21 protein-coding genes and 2 pseudogenes are annotated in these 19,519 nt (G+C 45.5%); 7 read left to right on the top strand and 16 right to left on the bottom strand.

The genetic code is table 11. The annotated features are described in order from the left end of the window. Positions 1 to 528: pseudogene (locus QUA38_RS17710) on the top strand (hypothetical protein); the annotation flags it as partial. 190 nt (positions 529 to 718) lie between these two features. After that, a complete protein-coding gene (locus QUA38_RS17715; protein WP_333163964.1) occupies positions 719 to 850 on the top strand; it encodes a hypothetical protein in 132 nt (43 codons plus the stop codon). Here the strand turns inward: QUA38_RS17715 and QUA38_RS17720 are convergent. Next, positions 787 to 987 (bottom strand): annotated as a pseudogene (locus tag QUA38_RS17720) (DUF255 domain-containing protein); the annotation flags it as partial. The gene QUA38_RS17715 and the pseudogene QUA38_RS17720 sit on opposite strands and share 64 nt — an antisense overlap. A 1,472-nt stretch (positions 988 to 2,459) precedes the next feature. Between QUA38_RS17720 and QUA38_RS17725 the strand changes: the two are divergent. From QUA38_RS17725 to QUA38_RS17735, 3 genes are all read left to right on the top strand, one after another. Next, on the top strand, positions 2,460 to 3,176 hold the full coding sequence (locus QUA38_RS17725; RefSeq protein WP_333163929.1) for a PEP-CTERM sorting domain-containing protein: 717 nt from the start codon (positions 2,460 to 2,462) through the stop codon (positions 3,174 to 3,176). Between the two features lie 1,036 nt (positions 3,177 to 4,212). Continuing rightward, complete coding sequence (gene crtA / locus QUA38_RS17730; protein WP_333163931.1) at positions 4,213 to 5,049, top strand: cyanoexosortase A; 837 nt, start codon at positions 4,213 to 4,215, stop codon at positions 5,047 to 5,049. Positions 5,050 to 5,218: 169 nt separating this feature from the next. Further along, positions 5,219 to 5,716: a 2TM domain-containing protein gene (locus QUA38_RS17735; RefSeq protein ID WP_333163933.1), complete on the top strand. Its 498-nt coding sequence runs from the start codon at positions 5,219 to 5,221 to the stop codon at positions 5,714 to 5,716. Positions 5,717 to 6,051: 335 nt separating this feature from the next. Here the strand turns inward: QUA38_RS17735 and QUA38_RS17740 are convergent, their stop codons facing one another. The 9 genes from QUA38_RS17740 to QUA38_RS17780 form a co-directional block, all read right to left on the bottom strand. Further along, on the bottom strand, positions 6,052 to 7,071 hold the full coding sequence (locus tag QUA38_RS17740; RefSeq protein WP_333163961.1) for a CHAD domain-containing protein: 1,020 nt from the start codon (positions 7,069 to 7,071) through the stop codon (positions 6,052 to 6,054). A 407-nt stretch (positions 7,072 to 7,478) separates the two neighbouring features. Then, a complete protein-coding gene (petJ, locus tag QUA38_RS17745) occupies positions 7,479 to 7,817 on the bottom strand; it encodes a cytochrome c6 PetJ (RefSeq protein ID WP_333068405.1) in 339 nt (112 codons plus the stop codon). A 125-nt stretch (positions 7,818 to 7,942) separates the two neighbouring features. After that, positions 7,943 to 8,443, bottom strand: coding sequence for a photosystem II cytochrome PsbV2 (psbV2, locus tag QUA38_RS17750; protein ID WP_190733403.1), 501 nt, complete (start codon positions 8,441 to 8,443; stop codon positions 7,943 to 7,945). Positions 8,444 to 8,583: 140 nt separating this feature from the next. Beyond that, positions 8,584 to 9,072 carry a photosystem II cytochrome c-550 gene (gene psbV / locus QUA38_RS17755; protein ID WP_333163935.1) on the bottom strand — a complete coding sequence of 163 codons (489 nt, stop codon included), beginning with the start codon at positions 9,070 to 9,072 and terminating at the stop codon, positions 8,584 to 8,586. Positions 9,073 to 9,217: 145 nt separating this feature from the next. Next, the gene (locus QUA38_RS17760; RefSeq protein ID WP_333163937.1) at positions 9,218 to 9,409 is read right to left on the bottom strand and encodes a translation initiation factor IF-2; all 192 of its coding nucleotides are present in this window, start codon (positions 9,407 to 9,409) and stop codon (positions 9,218 to 9,220) included. Positions 9,410 to 9,789: 380 nt separating this feature from the next. After that, positions 9,790 to 10,740, bottom strand: a complete 951-nt coding sequence (gene accD / locus QUA38_RS17765; protein ID WP_333163939.1) for an acetyl-CoA carboxylase, carboxyltransferase subunit beta — start codon at positions 10,738 to 10,740, stop codon at positions 9,790 to 9,792. 166 nt (positions 10,741 to 10,906) lie between these two features. After that, a complete protein-coding gene (locus QUA38_RS17770) occupies positions 10,907 to 11,122 on the bottom strand; it encodes a hypothetical protein (RefSeq protein WP_333163941.1) in 216 nt (71 codons plus the stop codon). A gap of 61 nt (positions 11,123 to 11,183) precedes the next feature. Continuing rightward, positions 11,184 to 12,014, bottom strand: coding sequence for a prepilin peptidase (locus QUA38_RS17775; protein WP_333163943.1), 831 nt, complete (start codon positions 12,012 to 12,014; stop codon positions 11,184 to 11,186). A 227-nt stretch (positions 12,015 to 12,241) separates the two neighbouring features. After that, positions 12,242 to 12,502 carry a hypothetical protein gene (locus QUA38_RS17780; RefSeq protein WP_006633439.1) on the bottom strand — a complete coding sequence of 87 codons (261 nt, stop codon included), beginning with the start codon at positions 12,500 to 12,502 and terminating at the stop codon, positions 12,242 to 12,244. A gap of 89 nt (positions 12,503 to 12,591) precedes the next feature. Between QUA38_RS17780 and QUA38_RS17785 the strand changes: the two genes are divergently transcribed. Beyond that, positions 12,592 to 14,169 carry an adenylate/guanylate cyclase domain-containing protein gene (locus QUA38_RS17785; RefSeq protein ID WP_333163945.1) on the top strand — a complete coding sequence of 526 codons (1,578 nt, stop codon included), beginning with the start codon at positions 12,592 to 12,594 and terminating at the stop codon, positions 14,167 to 14,169. A 140-nt stretch (positions 14,170 to 14,309) separates the two neighbouring features. On the opposite strand, the gene QUA38_RS17790 is transcribed toward QUA38_RS17785, so the two are convergent. The 4 genes from QUA38_RS17790 to QUA38_RS17805 all read right to left on the bottom strand — a co-directional run bounded on the left by QUA38_RS17790 (position 14,310) and on the right by QUA38_RS17805 (position 17,045). Beyond that, positions 14,310 to 14,819, bottom strand: a complete 510-nt coding sequence (locus tag QUA38_RS17790; RefSeq protein WP_333163948.1) for an N-acetyltransferase — start codon at positions 14,817 to 14,819, stop codon at positions 14,310 to 14,312. Between the two features lie 350 nt (positions 14,820 to 15,169). After that, the gene (locus QUA38_RS17795) at positions 15,170 to 16,234 is read right to left on the bottom strand and encodes a tetratricopeptide repeat protein (protein WP_333163950.1); all 1,065 of its coding nucleotides are present in this window, start codon (positions 16,232 to 16,234) and stop codon (positions 15,170 to 15,172) included. Between the two features lie 184 nt (positions 16,235 to 16,418). Then, positions 16,419 to 16,766, bottom strand: a complete 348-nt coding sequence (locus tag QUA38_RS17800; RefSeq protein WP_333163952.1) for a hypothetical protein — start codon at positions 16,764 to 16,766, stop codon at positions 16,419 to 16,421. A gap of 21 nt (positions 16,767 to 16,787) precedes the next feature. Next, a complete protein-coding gene (locus QUA38_RS17805) occupies positions 16,788 to 17,045 on the bottom strand; it encodes a hypothetical protein (RefSeq protein WP_333163954.1) in 258 nt (85 codons plus the stop codon). 297 nt (positions 17,046 to 17,342) lie between these two features. On the opposite strand from QUA38_RS17805, the gene QUA38_RS17810 reads away from it, so the two are divergent. Further along, positions 17,343 to 18,275 (top strand): LysR family transcriptional regulator, encoded by a 933-nt coding sequence (locus QUA38_RS17810; RefSeq protein ID WP_333163955.1) that lies wholly within the window; start codon positions 17,343 to 17,345, stop codon positions 18,273 to 18,275. A 158-nt stretch (positions 18,276 to 18,433) separates the two neighbouring features. Here the strand turns inward: QUA38_RS17810 and QUA38_RS17815 are convergent, their stop codons facing one another. Continuing rightward, the gene (locus tag QUA38_RS17815; RefSeq protein WP_333163957.1) at positions 18,434 to 18,772 is read right to left on the bottom strand and encodes a hypothetical protein; all 339 of its coding nucleotides are present in this window, start codon (positions 18,770 to 18,772) and stop codon (positions 18,434 to 18,436) included. Positions 18,773 to 18,822: 50 nt separating this feature from the next. Continuing rightward, the coding region (locus QUA38_RS17820) for an AraC family transcriptional regulator (RefSeq protein WP_333163959.1) at positions 18,823 to 19,519 on the bottom strand (697 nt) is incomplete at its 5' end.

Genomic DNA, 19,519 nt, shown 5'->3' on the forward strand with positions numbered 1-19,519 from the left:
AAGGAACCGAATGCCAGCGTCGAATGGTTTTTACCTACCGGAAATCGCCGACTTTCTAGCTGGGAAGGCGGGATAATTGGCTCGGTGGCGTTGAATGACGAGTACAATTCAGGCGAGTTTCCGGCGCTTTTTGCCACAAATGCGATCGACGGCAATTTGTACATCGGTTCACAAGATATGATTACAGGCAAAAAAACTTCTGTGCCTTGGCGAAATCAGTCTTATGACACTCCGGTAATAGTATTTAAAAAAGCGATTGGTTCTTCAATTTCGACTCCGATTTTCACCGATGGTAATAAACTGATTAGTGCGGGATACAACGGTGTTTATTTGTTCAATTTGAATTGGGAACGAGCAAAGCCGGGGGATCAGAATGCTTTGAAAAATGCTAAAGGCGAGTTTTACCGTTTGAAAGTAATAGAATCGGGGAGATTTAAGCCAGGTTTGTCATTTGAGGCGACGCCTGTAGTTTGGGACGGAATTGTGAGGATTTGTGCGAGGGATGGCTGGATGTATACTTTGGGTTAGTTATTGGTATTTTGTAGCTCTATCGGCAACAGGCTTTCCGGCCTGTTCCACAATAAGTAGACTCTTTTGTGCAACAGGCATTTTGCCTGTTCTTAAAAGGGTGTTGAAATCCGCCACCTATTCCTAGCTGCCGTTTAACTGCGGTTATATGTATGAGAGAAATAATTTCGGCAATTATCGGAAACTCGTTATGGCAACTCATGAAACTCAAATAAGTCAAGTTTACGGTTCAGAGGATGCTCAAGGTATTTTACAGCTTGCGATCGCGCGATCGCAAAATGCTTGCCCTTCCATCACCCTACACCAGTGGCAGGTAGAGTAGCGAATTGACAGGAAAATCGGTTTATTTTCCCTCCAGGCCCTTTCTCAGGCTTCGTCGCACCAAACCCACCAGTCGATCGGATTTTCAGGGTGTTTTCGCAGAAAAAGGTTTTGGGATTGAGCACAACCGTTGACCATAATCAACTGCACTTGAACTTTTGCTGGGTAAGCTTGTCAATTCTCTAGCAGTTTAGCGCGAGATGTTTTAGCTGAGTTGTTGCTGATAATCCTGTGTTCAGATGATCATTGATCATTTAGATGTCAAATGAGTCGATCGTCTCGGAGAACCTTCAATCAACGGCTGGGAAAATTTTTGCTGACTGCGGCGGTTCCTTCCGCTGTCCTCAAACAGTGCCAAATTGCATTTGGGAATTGACGGGGTGACAACGCCACTTAAACCTTGATATTTATAGGGTTTAGGCTCTTGAACCTCCCTCAAGAGAGTAGCAATTATCAGAAGTCTATTGACAATTTTTATGGTAGCGATCGCCAACGATCCTCATTTGACCGTGTAGAAAATCTCAAAAGTAGCGATCGCACGCACACATTTTTTTGATCGCAAGCTACTCAAACCCTTACTGAGTCTACTATTTCTACTTGCTTATCACCCGTTAAATCTTGGAATAGAGCTTTTTCGGAATAATATTAACAAATTTTTAGCGAAAGCAGACCCAGAAATAGAATTATTAGTCCCAACATTTTTAGATAACGACCACCGCGCCTTCTACGGTAGACGCAGCGCTGTTTCATTCTCTTGTAGGGGCAGCCCCCCGTGGCTAGCCCCCCGTGGCTGCCGCAATTCCACCAAATGCCTAACAAATCCTGGATGGGTCGGGTCGGCATTCTTGGCACGACCCGTACAAAAAGCTGATTTTCCTGAGAATGAAACAGCCCTGACGGTACAGGCGTTCCGAAAACTATGTCCCAGAAAGTCGAGTCGTCCCTTTAGTCGGTCAAATTTCCGGCATCACAGATAATAACGACCACCGAAACCATTCGTCTCTCAACTGAGATGTTGCACCATGATCAACAAGCCTGTTTTGGGCTGCCTCTTCTGCCCGACCCCCACTCCCCACAAGAAAACTCATTCTTTGTGGAACGGGCCCCAGAGCCGGTTCTTGGTAATGGTGCAACATATAAGTCTAAATGGCGCTGGTTACTGAATCCGAAAGCGAGGATCGACGCACCGAATATGCTCCAAGATTGTCTCCTGAGTTATAGCCCACATTCCGCAGCTTCAAATGTCACCATCGGTTTTTACCTATTTTTACCCAGCAATCAAGCTATCACTTAAACTTTTATACCGTACATTAACTGATAAAAAATTTTTCAAGGGCATAAATTAGAGCTTTAAAACACTTTTATCAGTAATTATGCTGTGTAAAAACCCTGGTAAGGAAGGTGGGTTATAGCTTTTTGAAATAGAGAAAAGTCAGGAATAAAATCCGGATGGCAGCACCCCTATTTTTTGATGCACGCCATAGGAAATAGCTAGCTAGAACTCATCAATTTAGGCGTTTTGCCTCAATCCCATCAGCCTATCCTGAATCTTTATCGAATCTTTATCAAAACTACTTGCATTAACTTGTGTTTCCGTTTAGATTGAATATGTGAAAGAAAAAAACCAGCTTCTACCCCACTTAAAAATAAAGGTATCAACCATGAAATTCCAATTAAACTTAGTCAAATCTATTTTAGCTGTCGCCGGTGTCGCCGCTGTTAGTGCAGTATCTGCAGCACCTGCCTCTGCCTTCAGCTTTGGTAATATCGCTGGTGGCGATACGGTTGGAGATAACTATCTAAGTAGCTTTTCCTTTGACGTAATTGACCAAGGAGCATCAGTTCTTTTTAACATTTCCAACTCGGGAAATGCTGTCGCCTCTAATATGTTTATCGGTAAAGTTCTTTTTGATGATAATGGCTATCTTTCTAATGCCGTGGCTAACGTTGGTAACATTGGTACCGTAGCCTTTAGTGGTGGTGCTAGTAACGATCAGTTGCCTCAAGGTGGTAATGGTTTCACTACAGACTATGCCTTCACCAGGGATAATGGTGGTGGTAATAAATGGGGTGTCCAAGGTGCCGAAACTTTCGGAGTGAGCTTTACTGGAAATTATGCTAATGTAGTTTCCGCTTTGAATACCGGTGCCTTAAAACTAGGTTTGCACGTTCAAGCCTTACCCAATGGTGCAAGCGATTCTTACATCAGCAGCACTAGCAACACTGAAGCTACTCCCGAACCTTTAACAATGCTTGCTGCTGGAGCCGCTGTTGGGTTTGGTACTATGTTCAAAAAGCAACGCGCTCAGGCTCAAAAAGCTGAATAAGCTATCATTTGAACTCATTTTCGATTCTGGCTTGATGCCACACTGATTATTTTATGTTCGAGCTAAAAACCTGGTTTCACCAAGAAACCAGGTTTCTTAGTATCTGATAGCACGCCACCCTGCAAACCTCGGACTTAGAAGCCTATCTCAAGGGAGCATCTCATATTTGTAAAAACACTTCTTCCGCCTCCTTCCTTCTTCCTCTTTCCACCGGCCTCCCAACTCCAATTTCTAGCTTGTCTGCTTTCATTGAGATGCTCCCGTCAAATCGCCCCTAGACCGCACATTTAAGAACTACCGTAAGACCGTTTCTGAAGCATTTCCCATATATAGCAACCCTTGCAGGAGTCGTAAATTTTTTACCCCACCCCAACCCTCCCCGAACCCGCTTGCTCGGAAGTAAGAAATTTACAAATGATGCGAGGATTGCTATAAAGGCACTGAGATTCTTTAAAAGCAGATAATCACCATGGAGCATTGCTCAATATCTAACTCGCTCAACCTTATTTACTCAAACCTCAGTGTCACACCCTGCGGTGTACCAATTGCGTCTACTCTCAAGAAACCCAAGCCTCATTAAGGCTACTTATTTTTAATTATTGTTGATTCACTCCCTTGGTAGTTTTTGCTTACAGCGCCTGAGTAAGCCAGTGCTAGGCACCCAACCAATCATTTCGAGTAGCCATCTTTTCCATAGGTGTCCTAATGCTGAGCTATGGGTTGCATCTGAGTTTCACTACCCATCAAATTCCTGAATGTCTACTAACCTCATCTCAAAGATTTACAGCCCTTAAAATCCTCCGAGTCCTTTGCGTAGGAGGGGTTCAAGCTAATGAGTTGTTTACATCCCCTACTATTTTTATGATATGATCTAACAAACAATAGTCTGGACTGTTTTTAGTTCCGAGTCTGAAACCCTGGATTTTGCGTTGGTACTTCGACTGCCGCATCGACTGGAAACCTTTATTCTAAGGTTGACAATCACAAACTGTCCGAAGTATTGCTCTCATTAATCAACTAATAACTAATATCTAAAATGTTCAAGAGAAAACTTTTTTGGCTCATCATTATCGCCACAGCTTTAGTAACTCTGAATATGACACTTCTTTGGAAACTGGACGATATTGCTCATTTTTGGATGAGTATAGTTTTTTGGTGCGCTGTGGGTTCCCTGCTTTGGGACAACCAGGATATTCTTAAACAGAGTGAGATAAAAAGTGACCTATGGTCGAGAGTAGCAGGGACGCTATTAATAGCTATTATTTTATTTAAAAGTGCTGTGGTTTCCAGTAAATTTGATCCTTTTTTAAGACTTGCACCTTTTTTGTCTGGTTTAGGTTTGAGCCTACTTGCGGTAGGTTTTCATAACTTAAAACTATATTGGCGTGAATTGGTAATACTATTTTTTCATGGCGTCCCTAGTGTCATTACGTTACCTTTAGTGGATTTTATTACCTCGCTTACTGCTAAATTTGCTTATTATTCTTTGTGGTATATCGGTTTTAATGTAACACGTGATGGTAATTATGTTGCTTTACCGACAGGAAGGGTGTTGGTAAATGGGGGTTGTTCGGGTATAGAGGCAATGAATTATTTATTAGGTTTAGCTGTAGTTTGTTTGGTGATGTTTCCTACTAAACAAAATAAGGCTTTGGTAATAGGTGTCGCTGTCATTTGTGGTTTTATTATTAATGTTTTTCGAGTGGCGGGAATGGCATTGTTAGTTGCATCTAATCGCCTAGATTTGTTTAAATATTGGCATGAGGGTGAAGGTTCTTTAGTCGTGGGAATGATTGCGGTGATTTTGTTTGGGATATTTTATCAATTTATGTTGAAACGAGATAGCAAACTTAGTCAAAGTTCGGGAAATTAATTAGTTTCAATTTGAGGTAGTATATCGGTTTTTCGATTTCCACTACCATAGTGAGGAGTCTCGCTCACTCAAAGGTCCGGGTGTTGAAATCCCCCAATGTCACTACCTGTCGTTTAAGTGCGCCTATATCTATTATAGAAAGGATGTCAGGAATTATAGGAAACTTGTTATGGCAACTCATGAAAATCAAATAAGTCAAGTTTACGGTTCAGAGGATGCTCAGGGTATTTTACAGCTTGCGATCGCACGCCGACAAGATGAAGGGGAATTATCCAGAGTGCAGCTTTTTGAGATTGCAGCGGAATTGGGCATTTCCGAACAGGATATTGTAGCGGCGGAACAGCAATGGTTAGCAAATAGAGGAGAAGTTCAAGAAAAACTGGCTTTTAATCGTTACCGTCGTGGCAAATTGCAGAAAAATGTGACCAAGTACGCAATTATCAATACTTTTCTAGTTTTGTTTAATCTAGCTGGGTCGCACGAGCTTTCTTGGTCGCTGTTCATTTTACTAACGTGGGGACTGGGATTGTCGCTAAATGCTTGGAATGTGTATCAAAATGAAGGGGAAGAGTACGAAAAAGCATTTGGGCGGTGGCGGTTGAAGAAACAAGTCGGAGAGTCTATTGGTACTGCGACGAATAAGTTTATGAAGTGGTTGCAGTCGTGATGTGCTAGGGTAAAAAACTCTAAGCTGCTACGTATTTAAATTGAATCCAAAGACGGGCAGGATGCCCGTTCCACAATAATTGTAGAAAAATTGACTGTCAAATTAGATGCACAACAGCTTATCGCCCTTTCTTTTACTTCATATTTGTGAAGTAATTCGGCTTTTAACTTGTTACTGGAAAGAGTAATTGTTAAGGTTTTTTCTTGAACCTATCTCCAAGAGCGATCGCCCTTTATTGAGTTACACAATGAAGGACACTGCAATGCCGTGTCCCTCCAAATATCCCTCTTTTAATTCCTCCCGCCAGTCGATCGCATTCTCTAGGCCCGAAAAACCTAACTTTCCTGCGACGAATCTTCCCTCGCAGTATCTTCAACAACAGGATGAATTAAAGCAGATCGCAAACCTTGCCGAATTTCCGAATTCAAATACCTGCGCTGTAAAACCTGCCATTTTTGCCAAGCTGCATAGCGATTTTCGGCTAACAAACCAGCCAACTTGGGCAACTCTTTTTTCAAATCGCGATCGACAAAATCTGTCAGAAACTCGTCTAAAACTTCACTGTCTTGAATATCGCCCAAACATTCCTGAATAGCTTTCACATCTTCGACATAAACTTCGTAAGTCTCGCTGTAAAAATCTCCAAACAGATTCATCAAATAGCGAACCCGCTTAGCTTGCTTCCGCAAATCGTGCAGAATAGTTCCCTCGGCTGCTAACTTCTCTTCGACAGCCTCAGCATTTAAATCATCAACAACTTTAACTTTGCCATCTGGATATTCTGTACCCAAAAGCCAAGCCGGATGCAGGAAAAACTCACTTACTTGAGGTAACAGTAAATCTGGCAAAACCTCAGCAATTGGCAAATGTTCGATCGCCTGAAACTTCGGTTTTTCCAGCCAATCCTCGATCGACTGCTTCAGCGATTCGTAGCTTTTGTGCTCTAAAATCGCCCTCACCCCTTTCAAAGCCCGGTAGCGCTGTTTGAGCAAATTCAACAAAGCCTTATCCAAAACCTTCTGTTCGTCAGCCGGCAAATTTGGGTAATAGCGGTTTTGGAGACTTTCGAGCATCACATCCAAATCCCTGAGCGTTCCCAGAATCCGCCCCACCTTACCAATCTTGCCTTCAGAAGCCTCTTTTGGCAAATCTAAAACCGGAGCAAAACCAGTCACAGCCGATCGCAAACGTCTCAATCCCACGCGCATTTGATGAAGTTCTTCCGCGTCTTTGTCTTTGATAACTTCAGCCTCGTGCGCTACACTTTTGCGGAAATATTTCTCAATCGCCCCAGATGCAGCGTCTCCGAGAGTTTTAACTTGAGTTTTAACTTTTGCTGATGTTTTTACGTTCATGGCAGGTGTAGATTCCACTTTGCAGATCGACTTTAATCTCGATTTCAAAGCTTTGCTAATAAGGGGTTATATCCTAGCACACACTTTTAATTTAGGAAGCGCAGCCACAATAAATCTTAATATAAATTGCTTGACAATTTCTACTAAATCAGCATTTAGCAATCTTCCATCTAAAATCTTCCATCCAAAATCTTCAATCTAAAATCTTCAATCTAAAATCTAAAATAAAATTACCCTCCCTCGCCCTTGAGCTAATAAAAATCCGATTTCTGGCGCCCTTTCCCAAATAGGTTAAGATCGCTGCAAACCGATATTTATTCGCCAAAGGGTGAGAGAGGGTGCGATCGGGAGGACAAGTTTTAAATTAAATCAAACCCGCCTAGGCTGCCCGACTTCAAAGAGGCAGTTTAGCCTTTCCAGTCTTTCTCAGATTGGGAGAGCACGTAGGTTGCTACATCCTCAATTTGTTCGGGCTTCAACTTGGCGCCGAAAGCAGGCATAGCATTTTTGCCCTTAGTTACCTGAGTGGTAATAGCTTCGAGAGAATTCATACCGTACTTCTCAAGAGCTTCCTTTTTCAAGGTTTTCATGGCCATAACCACGTTGCCGCCACCGATGTGACAAGCAGCACAGTTGGAGCTAAAGATTTTAGCTCCGTTAGCGGCATCTCCTGCCAAAGCAGGGCGGCCAAAGCCGACGGTAAAAATTGCGATCGCTAACAGGGCGATCGATAAGAGTCTTTTCAACGCAGTTCTCCTCTAATGGACACGCAAAGGGTGATTCTTTAGATATTTTACCTGTTAAAACAGGCGCGATCGCGCAGTTGTATCGCCTTCTTCCGAGTAATTTACCACTTTTTGGTAGTGGCAATTCAACTCTCAAAATTCTCCACGCCCCAGCCCGGAGCTTTCTGAGCAGCCCGGATCACAAAAGCCGCTAAATTTTCAATCTCAGCTTGTGGCATCCAGCTTTCCGGCACTTGGCGGCACCAAAAAGTCTCCTCAGTACCGTCATAAGTCATCGGTTCTCTCAGATACGCCACCAAACTATTGATGTTGTTGCGGGGAGGCGTTGCCCCCTTGAGGTCAGCCAAAGACAGAGATATCGTCGGATCGGGCAAATTAGCTCCTCCGACGTGACAATTGAGGCAACTTTGCTCGAACAATACCTTGCCCGCAGACAAATCCTGAGCGGAGAACAAGCGAGTATGTCCCTCAGAGTCCAACTCCAGAGCCACAGGTTCGCTGGCTTGTAAATACCTATTCACGTAAGAATCGGCAGCAGCCAAAACAGGTTGAGGAGCCAACAGCACGAGTGGCAAAATAATTAACATCCCCAACAGAAAGCAGACAAAAGCACCACGACGCAGCATGAGGGACTACAACCTTTTGCGATAATCAATGAGCCGGAGGTAAATTTTAGATTTCAGATTTTAGAGCGAAAAACGACCAGCCAGCAACTATTGCCGAACTTCAGCCCTCTCTCAATCCAAAATCCAAAATCTAAAATCGATTAGCGAGCGCCTTTGCCACCAGCCCACTGCTTGGAGACAATTTTTGGCTGCAACAGAATGTGACCAGCAATCGCGTACAAATCGTCATCCGAGAGATTTCTCATCTCAGCGAAAATATCCGCACTCTTCATGCTCGGATGCAGTTCCGAAATTTCCTCAAACCCGTCATAAGTGGTGGGATTTTTCATAAAGTCCACCAGCGACTCAATATTATTCCGGGGCGGGTTGGCCAAAGCCAGAGTTTCCGGACTCAAATTCACGTTGGGGTCAGTTTTGGTCATGCCTGCAGCGTGACATTGAGCGCAAGCCGAATTGAACAGGCGTTTGCCTTGCTGAACTTGTTTGAGGCTCAGCACCACTGGAGCACCCTTGTCATTCAAAGTCACAGTGCGAAGTTCAGGACTCAGTTCGACAGCCATCGCACTGCTGACAAATAACTGAAATGTCAAGAATACAGCGGTCAGAGCAATGAAATATCTTTTAAGCATGGTTCTCCTTAAAAAAATCCGGAAAATTATTGAACGCTAAGAGATCATACCTGGCAAACAGATGTGTGTTCAAAATTCCCTGATTCTGCAACAACTGGCGAAAGTTTGTGCAGCTATACCTTTAAAGGTAGAGGAATTTTGCGAGCTAATCTGCAAGAAGTTTTGAGTCGCGCCTTTTTTCGAGAGTGGACATAATTGCCTTAACATCCTCCAAAGCCAAACGGGTTTGAGGGTGCTTGTAGGAAATTTCCAACTCATCGCACAAGCGGATCACGTCTTCAACAGGGACGTTGAAGTCCTCTGCTATTTCTGCGATGGACAGGTCTGCAAAACCCATAATTTTTAGGTCGCTGACAGGTCAAAATTGAGTTGACGGCTATTAACTGAAAGCCGGACAATTTTAGAAAGCGCTGTTAGCTTGTTCTGTTAGTTTGTTCTGAGATTTTGTTCGATCGCAAGCTAACTAACCGCTAACTGCGACTAGGCATTTTTGCCCAGCCTAACTTCAGGGCCAATCAACTTCCGATCAATATCATCCCACTGCTGGGTCGTTATTACCAATAGGACTTGCGCGGGCGGGGTTCAAAACCTGGTGTCTGCGTGAACGTCTCGTTAACAAACTCAATATTGTGGGTAGAAGCCGGGTTTTTCGCAATTCCTCAGCAATTTCCCTCGGTGTCCCGCACTCACCAACAGACAATCCTCCGGCGCGGCAGCTTAGGGAGAAAGTTTGAAAGCGTGAGTCTGCGGGGGTAAAGCGTGGTTATCGCTGCCATTAAGGGCGGGGAATTCCGAGTCGGCAAAGAAAGGCTGGGGCTGGTGGAGGCTGATGAGCTGACCGAGAGTTTTCTTTAATTGAGTCCGGGGTACAATCAAGTCTACAAAACCGTGGGCGAAGGAGTATTCGGAAGTTTGATAATTTTCCGGCAGCTTTTCCCGCAGAGTTTGCTCGATTACCCGGCCGCCCGTAAAGGCCACAGTAGCTTTTGGCTCTGCAATTATAATGTCTCCCAGCATGGCAAAACTGGCAGTGACGCCGCCGGTGGTCGGGTGGGTCAAAATCGGGATGTAAAGCAGTCTTGCTTCCCGGTGGCGTTCCAGAGCCCCGGAGATTTTAGCCATTTGCATCAAGCTGAGCATTCCTTCTTGCATTCTTGCACCACCGGAAGCGCAGACAATGATCACGGACAAGCGTTCCCGCGTGGCGTGTTCGATGAGGCGAGTCAGCTTTTCTCCGACAACTGAGCCCATGCTGCCGCCGATGAACTGAAATTCCATGACTCCGAGGGCGACTGGCAAATTTTCTAGTTTGCCGATGCCTGTTTCTACGGCGTCTAGGTGGCCTGTTTTTTCTTGAAATTCTCGGAGTCGATCGCTATATTTTTTGCGATCGCGAAATTTTAGGGGATCGGTGGCGTGCAGTCCTTCGTTAAGGGGCACCCACGTATTGGGATCGATCAACTGCTCGATGCGATCGTCACTGTAAACTCTGATATGATGCCCGCATTCCAAGCAAACCATTTGATTTGCTCGCAGGTCTTTGGTATAACTCAGGGCACCGCAAGCTTCGCATTTATTCCAAAGTCCGTCCGCAATTTCTCGTTCCGGCCGTTCTTGGGAGTTCGGTACTGATTTTCGTCGATTTGCAAACCAATCAAATAGAGACATTAAAACTTAGTAATTGTTAACTGTTGACTGTTGACTGTTGACTGTTGACTGTTGACTGTTGACTGTTGGCTGTTGGCTGTTTTTATTTGTGAGTTTTAGCTGCTACCAATAACTAATAACTAATAACCAATAACCAATAAGAACAGACAATAAACAACAGACTTGACTACTGACTATTGTCCTCTTCAACTGGACTGATGAGGAGCCATGCTGTTCGCTGGTGTTGTGGAAGAACTTGCAGGGCTGTAGCACTTCCAGCCCCGAAATAAGATGCTATGCCCAAGTCTACAATCCGGGCCGGGATTTGATGAGCAGCCAGGAGCTGCTGCATTAATTCCGCTTCCCAACGAAAGCTAGTAGTTGTAAGTGTAATCCAAGACACGGAACAATTTTACCAATTTTTGAGACAATGTTATGTTGGATCGCACCTGACTACCTGGCGATCAGAAACTAAAATTCGGGAAAAACAACTGCAAGTAAGTAGATAAGATCGCTTTTCCCCACAGAGCAGTAATTGCTGCACCGAGAGCCAGAAACGGACCGAAAGGCATCGGTTGACGCCGATCGAGTAACCCGATAGCGATCGCCCCAGCACCGGCAAAAGCCCCGGCTAAACAGGCGATGAATCCCGCTAGCAGCAAGTATTTCCAGCCCAGCCAAGCTCCCATCAAGGCGGCCAATTTGGTATCTCCGGCGCCCATAGCATTCTGGCCCAGGCCAATCGTCCCGGCGAGTCCGATCGCGTCAAACAGCCACAACCCCACAACTGCTCCCGCGATCCCGTCGAGTACCAGATAGTGTACCGAGTCGATCGGACTAAATGTCGGCCACCAACCTTTCGCCACCTGGAAAACCAATCCGAGCACCAAACCCGATCGAGTTAAAGAATTAGGCAAAGTCATTGTATCGCAATCAATCAAAGACAAAGCCAACAGCCAGCTAAACAAAGCCCAAAAACCCAGAGTTTGCACGGTTACGCCAAACCGCCAAAAAATGAGCAAAAACAGCAAGCCCGTAGCTGCTTCCACCAGCGGATAGCGGGCAGAAATCCGACTGCGGCAGTGATTGCAGCGTCCCCGCAGCCACAGCCAACCGAAAACGGGTATATTTTCGTAAGTTCTGAGCTGATTTAAACATTTGGGACAGCGAGAAGGAGGGTGGATCACCGACAAACCCGCAGGCAACCGATAGACTACCACATTGAGAAAACTGCCAATAGCCGATCCGAGAATAAAGACGATCGCCGTGACAAGGCAATTAAAGATAATTTCCATTAATTTGTCTGTTGACTGTTCATTGTTGGCTGCAGTTATGTGTCACTTGTTAGTTGTTAGTTTTTTAGAGCGTGTCCGATCAGTCACCATCATAAAAGGTGTTAATGGTCAAGAATGCAAGTTTTCATAAAATCCTGAAAACTTAGGTATGCACTAGAAACCTATTTTATTGCGATCGTAGGAGCGGGCATAATATTAGTTATCAATGATTAATGGCCAATTACCAATTAATACATTTGAGATTCAATTTCGTCAAAAGTAACAAAACGTTCACCGGGCAACAAAACGGGCTGCGAAGCAAAAATTACCTGACCTCGATCGCTTCCTTGACTGACAACTACACCGGCCGGACGCTGCATCTGCTCGGAATGCACTTTTAGATACATACCATAGGCGGATCGAGCAGCTCGGATCAAATCGGGAGCTAGCAAACTGTGACTTTCGGAAGTTTCTATCGTCGGTTCTGGGTTTGGTTGGTATGGGTTCACTGGAAACTTATCATAATGGTATTAAGTCGAGCTATTGGTGTTGCCTCTAGAGCGATCGAACTTACCTTATTTTTTAAGAATAAACTTAGGTGGAAATTATTAATAGATTAACCTACAATCCTCCCTTAGCTGCGATCGAACTCCGACTGCGATCGCTCCTTTCCGCTCAACTGTACGCTGCTGCGTGGGTAGATCCGTCCCCCGCTACGCTAATGGGGGTTTTCGATCACCTGCGAACTCTGCGCTACATCCTCCACGACTACGTGCCCCGGCCCGTGTCCGAATCTCCGCCCAATCCGGGCGAGGTGCGCTACCAGTGGCAAACAGGCACCTTGCTGTTCACGGATCTGGCAGGGTTTACCTCGCTGTTGGAAGCGAATGCGACCCAGGGGCGCAAGGGAGCTGAAAGCCTGTTGGGTGTGATTAACGACTATTTTGCCTCGATGATTGAAATTGTCAGCAAATCGGGCGGGGATTTGCTGGAGTTTACCGGAGATGCGATGCTGGTGCAGTTTCTGTCAGGAGTTTACCAAGAGGATACAGCGAGGGCGGTGCGGGCTGGTTTGCGGATGCAGCGGGCGATGGCTGAATTTGCCCATATTGAAACGGCGCGGGGTGTTTTGTCTTTGAGGATGCGGGTGGGCATCCACTGCGGCCGCTATATTAGTGCTGACATCGGTACCCCTCTGCGGATGGCTCACGTACTGCTGGGGCATTCAGTTCAGCAAGCCAAGCAAGCTGAGGGTTCTGGAACTGTGGGGCGGGTGTGTGTGACTGAAACTGCTAGAGAGTCTTTGGGAGAGCAATTTCGTTTTGAACCCGGGAAACAGGGTTATTTTTTGGTGGCGGACGATTTCACGGACGATCGACTCGGAGAGTATGATATCACTTTGACTGGGCGGCGGATGCCGAGTTCGGTATTGCTCGATCGCAGCGTTCCGGGTTTGGTAAGCGAAATCGGGGAAGCTGTGAAGCGGCTTGAACCCCTTGCTAGTTATATTCCCAAAACGATCCTGAGACTGCTGGTTGAAAATGCCGATCGGCGCAAAATACCGCCGGATTTTCCTGAACCGACGGTGATGTTTGTCAACTTGATTGGTTTACCGGAGTCTGTGGAGAAAGCTTCGCCGGAGGAAGAAGTCAATCTGGTAGTGAGTTATTCTCGGGTGTTTGCGTCGATCGATGCTGTAGTCTCAGCTAAAGGGGGCGTGTTGCAAAAAGTAACGGCGCACTTAGATGGTTCGGATATGCTGATTTATTTTGGCGTGCCCGACGCTCACACGGATGACGCCAGCCGCGCGGCTAGTGCGGCGATTGCGATCCGAGATATCATTGGAGGTTTGCCTCTGGTAATTATCGCGGGTGAAGAAATAAAAGTAAGCTGTCAAATTGGGCTATCCCTGGGGCCGGTGTTTGCTGCTGAGGTTGGGGAACCGCGAGGACGCAGGGAGTTTAATATCCTCGGCGATACCGTGAATACGGCGGCTCGGTTGATGAGCAAGGCGGCGGAAAACCAAATTTTGATTGGTGAAAGGGTGTTTGAGGCGATCGGGCTAAACTTCATTTGCGAGGCTTTGGGAGCTGTTTCTCTGAAGGGGAAATCTGCTCTGACTCCGATTTTTGCTTTGCAAGGCGCAAAAGGGGAGAAGGGAAAAGGGGGCGTTTAAATAACTTTGCTGGGCAATAGTTGTGCAAGTTTTATGCTTCACAAAGGCAAGTACAGCACAACAGCTTCCCACTCTGACTCCTCAATGTCAATTGTGTAATGTTGGTTGTACGATACATCATCAGAAAAACTGTCGCTTCGTCACTCGCATAGACTAAACTCCGATCGGTACTTCACCGTGCCGCTGCAATCCTGCAAAGCTCCACTTTCTAACTCCAATACCATAAAAGCCTCATCGGGCACATCGTATTCACATTTTAAGCTCTTTCTACTAGCAGGAATGAATCCAAAACGCGGATAAAAATCTGGATAACCGAGCACAACCACTGCCTGAAATCCCGATCGCCCGCACTCTTTTAAACCTTCCCGAATCAGTAGCGTTCCTATACCTTGCCGCTGATAGCCGGGAAGAACGGCGACTGGTGCCAACCCCAGAATAGACAAATTGCTAGAACATTTTCCTTCGACGACAACCGGACTGAAGAAAATGTGTCCGACAACGCGATCGGATTGTACGGCAACGAAGGAAAATGTAGATGCAATTCCCCGCAATCGATCGACTAAGTTAGCCTCATTTTCTCGCCCGAATGCCTCAACATTGACCTTGCGAACAGCTTCTAAATCTTCTGGTTTTTCGGTACGGATATCCATAGCTTAGATTAAGTGTGATGCAGCCCAGCTTACAGACGAATTACTACAGAAACTATTTCTATCTTGCGATCGCGATATTAATCAAATTATAGCGCCTCTGAAGCCTTTTTCCTCTTTTTTAGTTATATATTTTTGGCAACCAATTACACAACGACTTGCAGATGATTGCCAAACCGTCGGCAAAGTCGATCGTTTCCAATAGACAAGATTGCATTCAATCGTTTTCACTTGCTTCAATTATCTGCGTTTATCTGTGTTTCTCTGCCTTAAATATGCGGTTGCTCTATCGACGAAGACTTATGCAATGCAAGTCTAATCTTGACCCGATACGCCGAACCGCTTAACTGTCATTATTGCGGTACAAGCTGACCGGAAGACAATCGCTTAATGCCCTCCATCGCTTTAGTTTCTCCGGCTTTATCACCGCCCTCGCGGGCAATTTTCAAAGCTCCCTCGTAGGATTCTAGAGCTTGAGGATATTGACCAAGACTTTCATGAATTGCGCCCATATTGTTGAGCAAGCGTCCGATACTTGTCTTGTCACCAATTGCTTCTAACATCGGTATTGCTTGCTGAAAATAGATCAGCGCTTGAGTATCTTTGCCGAGTTTGCGAGAGGTAAGTGCCATGTTGTTGAGGAGGCGGCCGACGCCAGCCCTGTCTCCGATTTCCCGGCGAATTGCTAAGGCTTGGTGATAAAATTCCATCGCTCTATTAAAGTCGCCGATATTGTAGTAGACGCCGCCCATGTTATTGAGGGTACGGCCTAAATCGCGCCGATCGCCTGATGCCGTGCGAATCGTCCGCGCTTGCTGGTAAAATTCGATCGCCTTGGCGTAATCTGCCTGTTCTGCGTACACGGCCGCGATGTTGTGGAGGGATTCTCCAATTTCAATTTTGTCGTCAGTAGTTTTGGCGAGTTCCAAAGCTTCTTGGTGCAGTTTCATCGCTTCGGAAAAATTGTCCCCAATCCGGTTAACGAAACCGATGAGATTGAGAGTGCGCGCGATACGACGCCCTCCGCTGATTTCTCGGTGAATGACTAAAGCTTGCTGCAGAACTTCCAAAGCTTTGGGCCTCAAACCCATTTCGCCATAAACTTCCCCCATATTATTGAGGGTTTCTCCGATTCCGGCTTGGTCGCCGAGTTGCTTGCGGATTGCCAAAACTTGCTCAAAAGTCTCGATTGCTTCTCGAAACAAACCCTCGCGGTGCTGTTTTACTGCTGTTTCAAAAAGTTCGTCTGCTTGCGTTTTGGGGTCTGTTGCCTGGGCGCTATCGCGAGCGTTGGCCCGCCTCGCATTTATACTTGGGGCATAAGCCCCAGCGTCTGAAATTGCCAGCAAGCTGAGTGCGGGCGATAAGACAAGACTTATAGCTGCGATATAGCTAAAGTGGTAAGAGCGGCTGTTCACCGATCGAGTCCTCCAAGAGCCAAGTTATACCTATTAAGATAGAGCTCTTTGGGGTGTTCCTGCCGATTTTTTTTTCAGTCGCTAGGTTCCGATACCCGTTGTAAAAAAGAATGCAACTGTATGCCCGCGCTTCAAACCCATACACAATCAGTCATCCCCAATTCTTCAATCCAAAATCTAAAATCTAAAATCGCATGGCTTGGTTTTTGTCTTGCCAGACTGCCAGAATCAGTGGCATATTGTTGAGAGCGGATATGATAGCAAAGTTTTTGCTAGGTGGAAGCGATGCTTTTTCAGAGCTTTGCAAGATGATGTCCTGTTGGTCAAGCGTGATCCAAGCGATTCCTGACAAAACTTGAATTTCTCGATGAGTTTGAGGCAATCTGTATACCTCGTTTTCCATCAGAATAATGCGATCAGGCGCTGCACATTTGGAAGATATTTGAAGCATAGCATCTCCTACTTGGTAATTGGTAATTGGTAATTGGTAATTGCTAATTGCTAATGGGTAATTGCTAATGTAGGACTGCATTTCCACGCAACCCACACACTACTATTGGCAATAACGCCGATCGATCCAAGCACGCATTTCATCATCCGTCGCCACGCAGGTAGAACGACCAGTCGCCCGATCGCAACCGTGCCACCAAGTGTTACCATAGCGATCGCACTTCTGCCAAATTCTCAGTTCGTCCTCACCAGAAATGAGGTAGAGGAAAAACTGCCCAATTTGATTTATAGCTGAAAAGAAAGATTGCCCTTTCTGTTTTTCGGATTGGTTAGCTCGATCGGCAATCGAAAAACACTTCATTCTTCGGGGATTTATCCGACTTTTGTAAGTAGACATAGCCAACACCTTAAAGTGCTAAATCCTACAAAAATTGCACCAATAAATTTACAAAAACTAGCTGTTGACTGCAAAAATTTCATCGCAATTACAGCACAATATTGTTGTCGTGCAAGTCCTGTAAAAGTTGATCTGTTACCTGATAAATTAACCTTAACTCTCGGGCAATTGACAATCAAAGCATTGCTTGCATAGGTTGTATGAATAAAATCGATATATCGAAGCCCTTGTGACAATTTGGATACTACTGGCACAAACGCTATGAACGAAATCAATACGCGGCGGATGAAATTCTCTCAAATTCAGGCTTTGCTAGCAGTAGCAGACTGTGAAAACTTTAGCGAGGCGGCTTTGCAATTGGAACTGTCCCAATCCGCCGTCAGCCACGCCATCGCCTCTTTAGAAACAGAATTGGGAGTTCAACTGTTCCACCGGGGGCGGCACGGTGCTCAACTGACGCCGGTGGGGGAAAGGGTGCTGCTTCACGGGCGTCAAATAGCCTGCGCCTTAGAAATGATGGTCAAAGAAGCGGATTTAGAAAAAGGTTTGCAGGGAGGCCAGGTACGGATAGTTACTTTTCGGAGTGTCGCAACTCATATCCTACCGGGTATTATTGCTAAATTTCGCAGTTGCTTTCCCAAAATTGCGGTCACCATTACCGAAGTTTATTATACTCAAGCTGTGGAAGAAGCTTTGCGATCGGGCAAAGCAGACATCGGCTTTGTCTCTCTTCCCATCTCCGATGAATTTGAAACTAGAGAAATTTTGCGGGATAAATATGTTGTGTTGCTGCCGCCGAATGGACAATGTAAAAGTGCTAAGATTACCTGGGAAGAATTAGCGAACTATCCCCTGATTTTGCAGCCGGCAGAAAATCCTTGTTCGATACCGCTTCGCAAATATTTGACAACTTCGGGGTTTCCCTTAAATATCGGTTACGAACTCAGCGAAGATTCAACTATTGTCAGTATGGTGATGCAAGGTTTGGGTACAGCAATTCTGCCCCGTTTGGCCGCAGAACCGATACCTGCTTCGGTGAAAGTTTGCAGTTTGCCGGCGGATTTTGAGAGGGTAATTGGGGTGGCTGTTTTGAGGGATGCGCTGTTAGTTCCGGCCGTGTTTGCGTTTTTGGATGTAGTGACAAGTGCGGCAGAGGTTGATAGTGAGGGCGAGTTTGCGATTAATCCTTCATGAGAAACCTAAGTCAGTTGTTATTGGTTATTGGTTAGAGTTGGATTTTGTTACTGCAGATATCAGCGGATGGACACAGATGAACGCGGATGGAATTTTATCTGCGTTCATCTGCGTTCATCGGCGGTTAAAAAAAATCGCACAACCAATAGTGCGATCGCTTATTTACTACTAATGCGCTTAGCCACAAGACTAGAACTGTCCCCTTGGTGGAATTTGACTCGACCATCTACCGAGTTTTTATCCTTTAATTTGAGCCAACCGCTACCAGATGCAGGATCGTTCTCATCATTACCGTCCCATGTAAACTCAAATCGCTGATCCTTTCCATCTTTTACGACTTCGCCGTCAATTTCACCTGATACTAAACCGAATTGAAATTCTCCTGAACCTGTTTGATCGATCTCGATATACGCTTCAACCTCCATGTCCAAGTAATCACTATCCCACATTCCCATCTCTGTGATCCGCCATTTACCGCTATATTGCATTTCTTTCATCCTCCACTTGTATTAACGGAACAAAATCAATATAGTCGAAACAGTTACGCTCAAGCAGTACGTAAACGCTCAATGTCTTTAATCGGCGGCGCACCAAACATACGAGAATATTCGCGGCTGAACTGTGAGGGGCTTTCATAACCCACTTGATAAGCAGCATTTGCCGCATCGGAGTTTTCGGCAAGCATCAGGCGACGTGCTTCTAATAATCTTAATTGCTTTTGATATTGAAGTGGACTCATCGATGTCACTTCTTTAAAATGGTGATGGAAAGATGAAGGAGACATATGGACTTGTCCTGCGAGATACTCAACCCGCATCGGCTTGGTAAAATCAGCTTTGATGAGTTTTATCGCCGAAGCGATGCGCTGCATATTGCTGCCAGATGTCGCAATCTGGCGGACTGCTTCGCCTTGTTCGCCTATTAAAAGGCGGTAATAGATTTCGCGGATAATCATCGGTGCCAGGATAGGGATATCCTGTGGCGTATCCAAAAGTCTTGTCAGTCTGAGGGCGCAATCGAGCAACGGTGCATCGGCGGTGCTGACGAACAAACCTCTAACAGAGTTTTCTTTCTTATTCGCACTTGGCTTGGTTTGGGCAGTAATAATGTCACAAAGTTGGCGCGGATCTACATTCAGCTTTAATCCTAAATACGGCTTGTCTGGGGTACTGGAGTTTAGACTAAGAAAAGCTGGCTCAGTTAGAAACTGAGGCATAAAAAATTCATTGGGCAGCCAAATATAT

It is taken from the genome of Microcoleus sp. Pol12B4, assembly GCF_036701385.1.
GTDB lineage: Bacteria > Cyanobacteriota > Cyanobacteriia > Cyanobacteriales > Microcoleaceae > Microcoleus.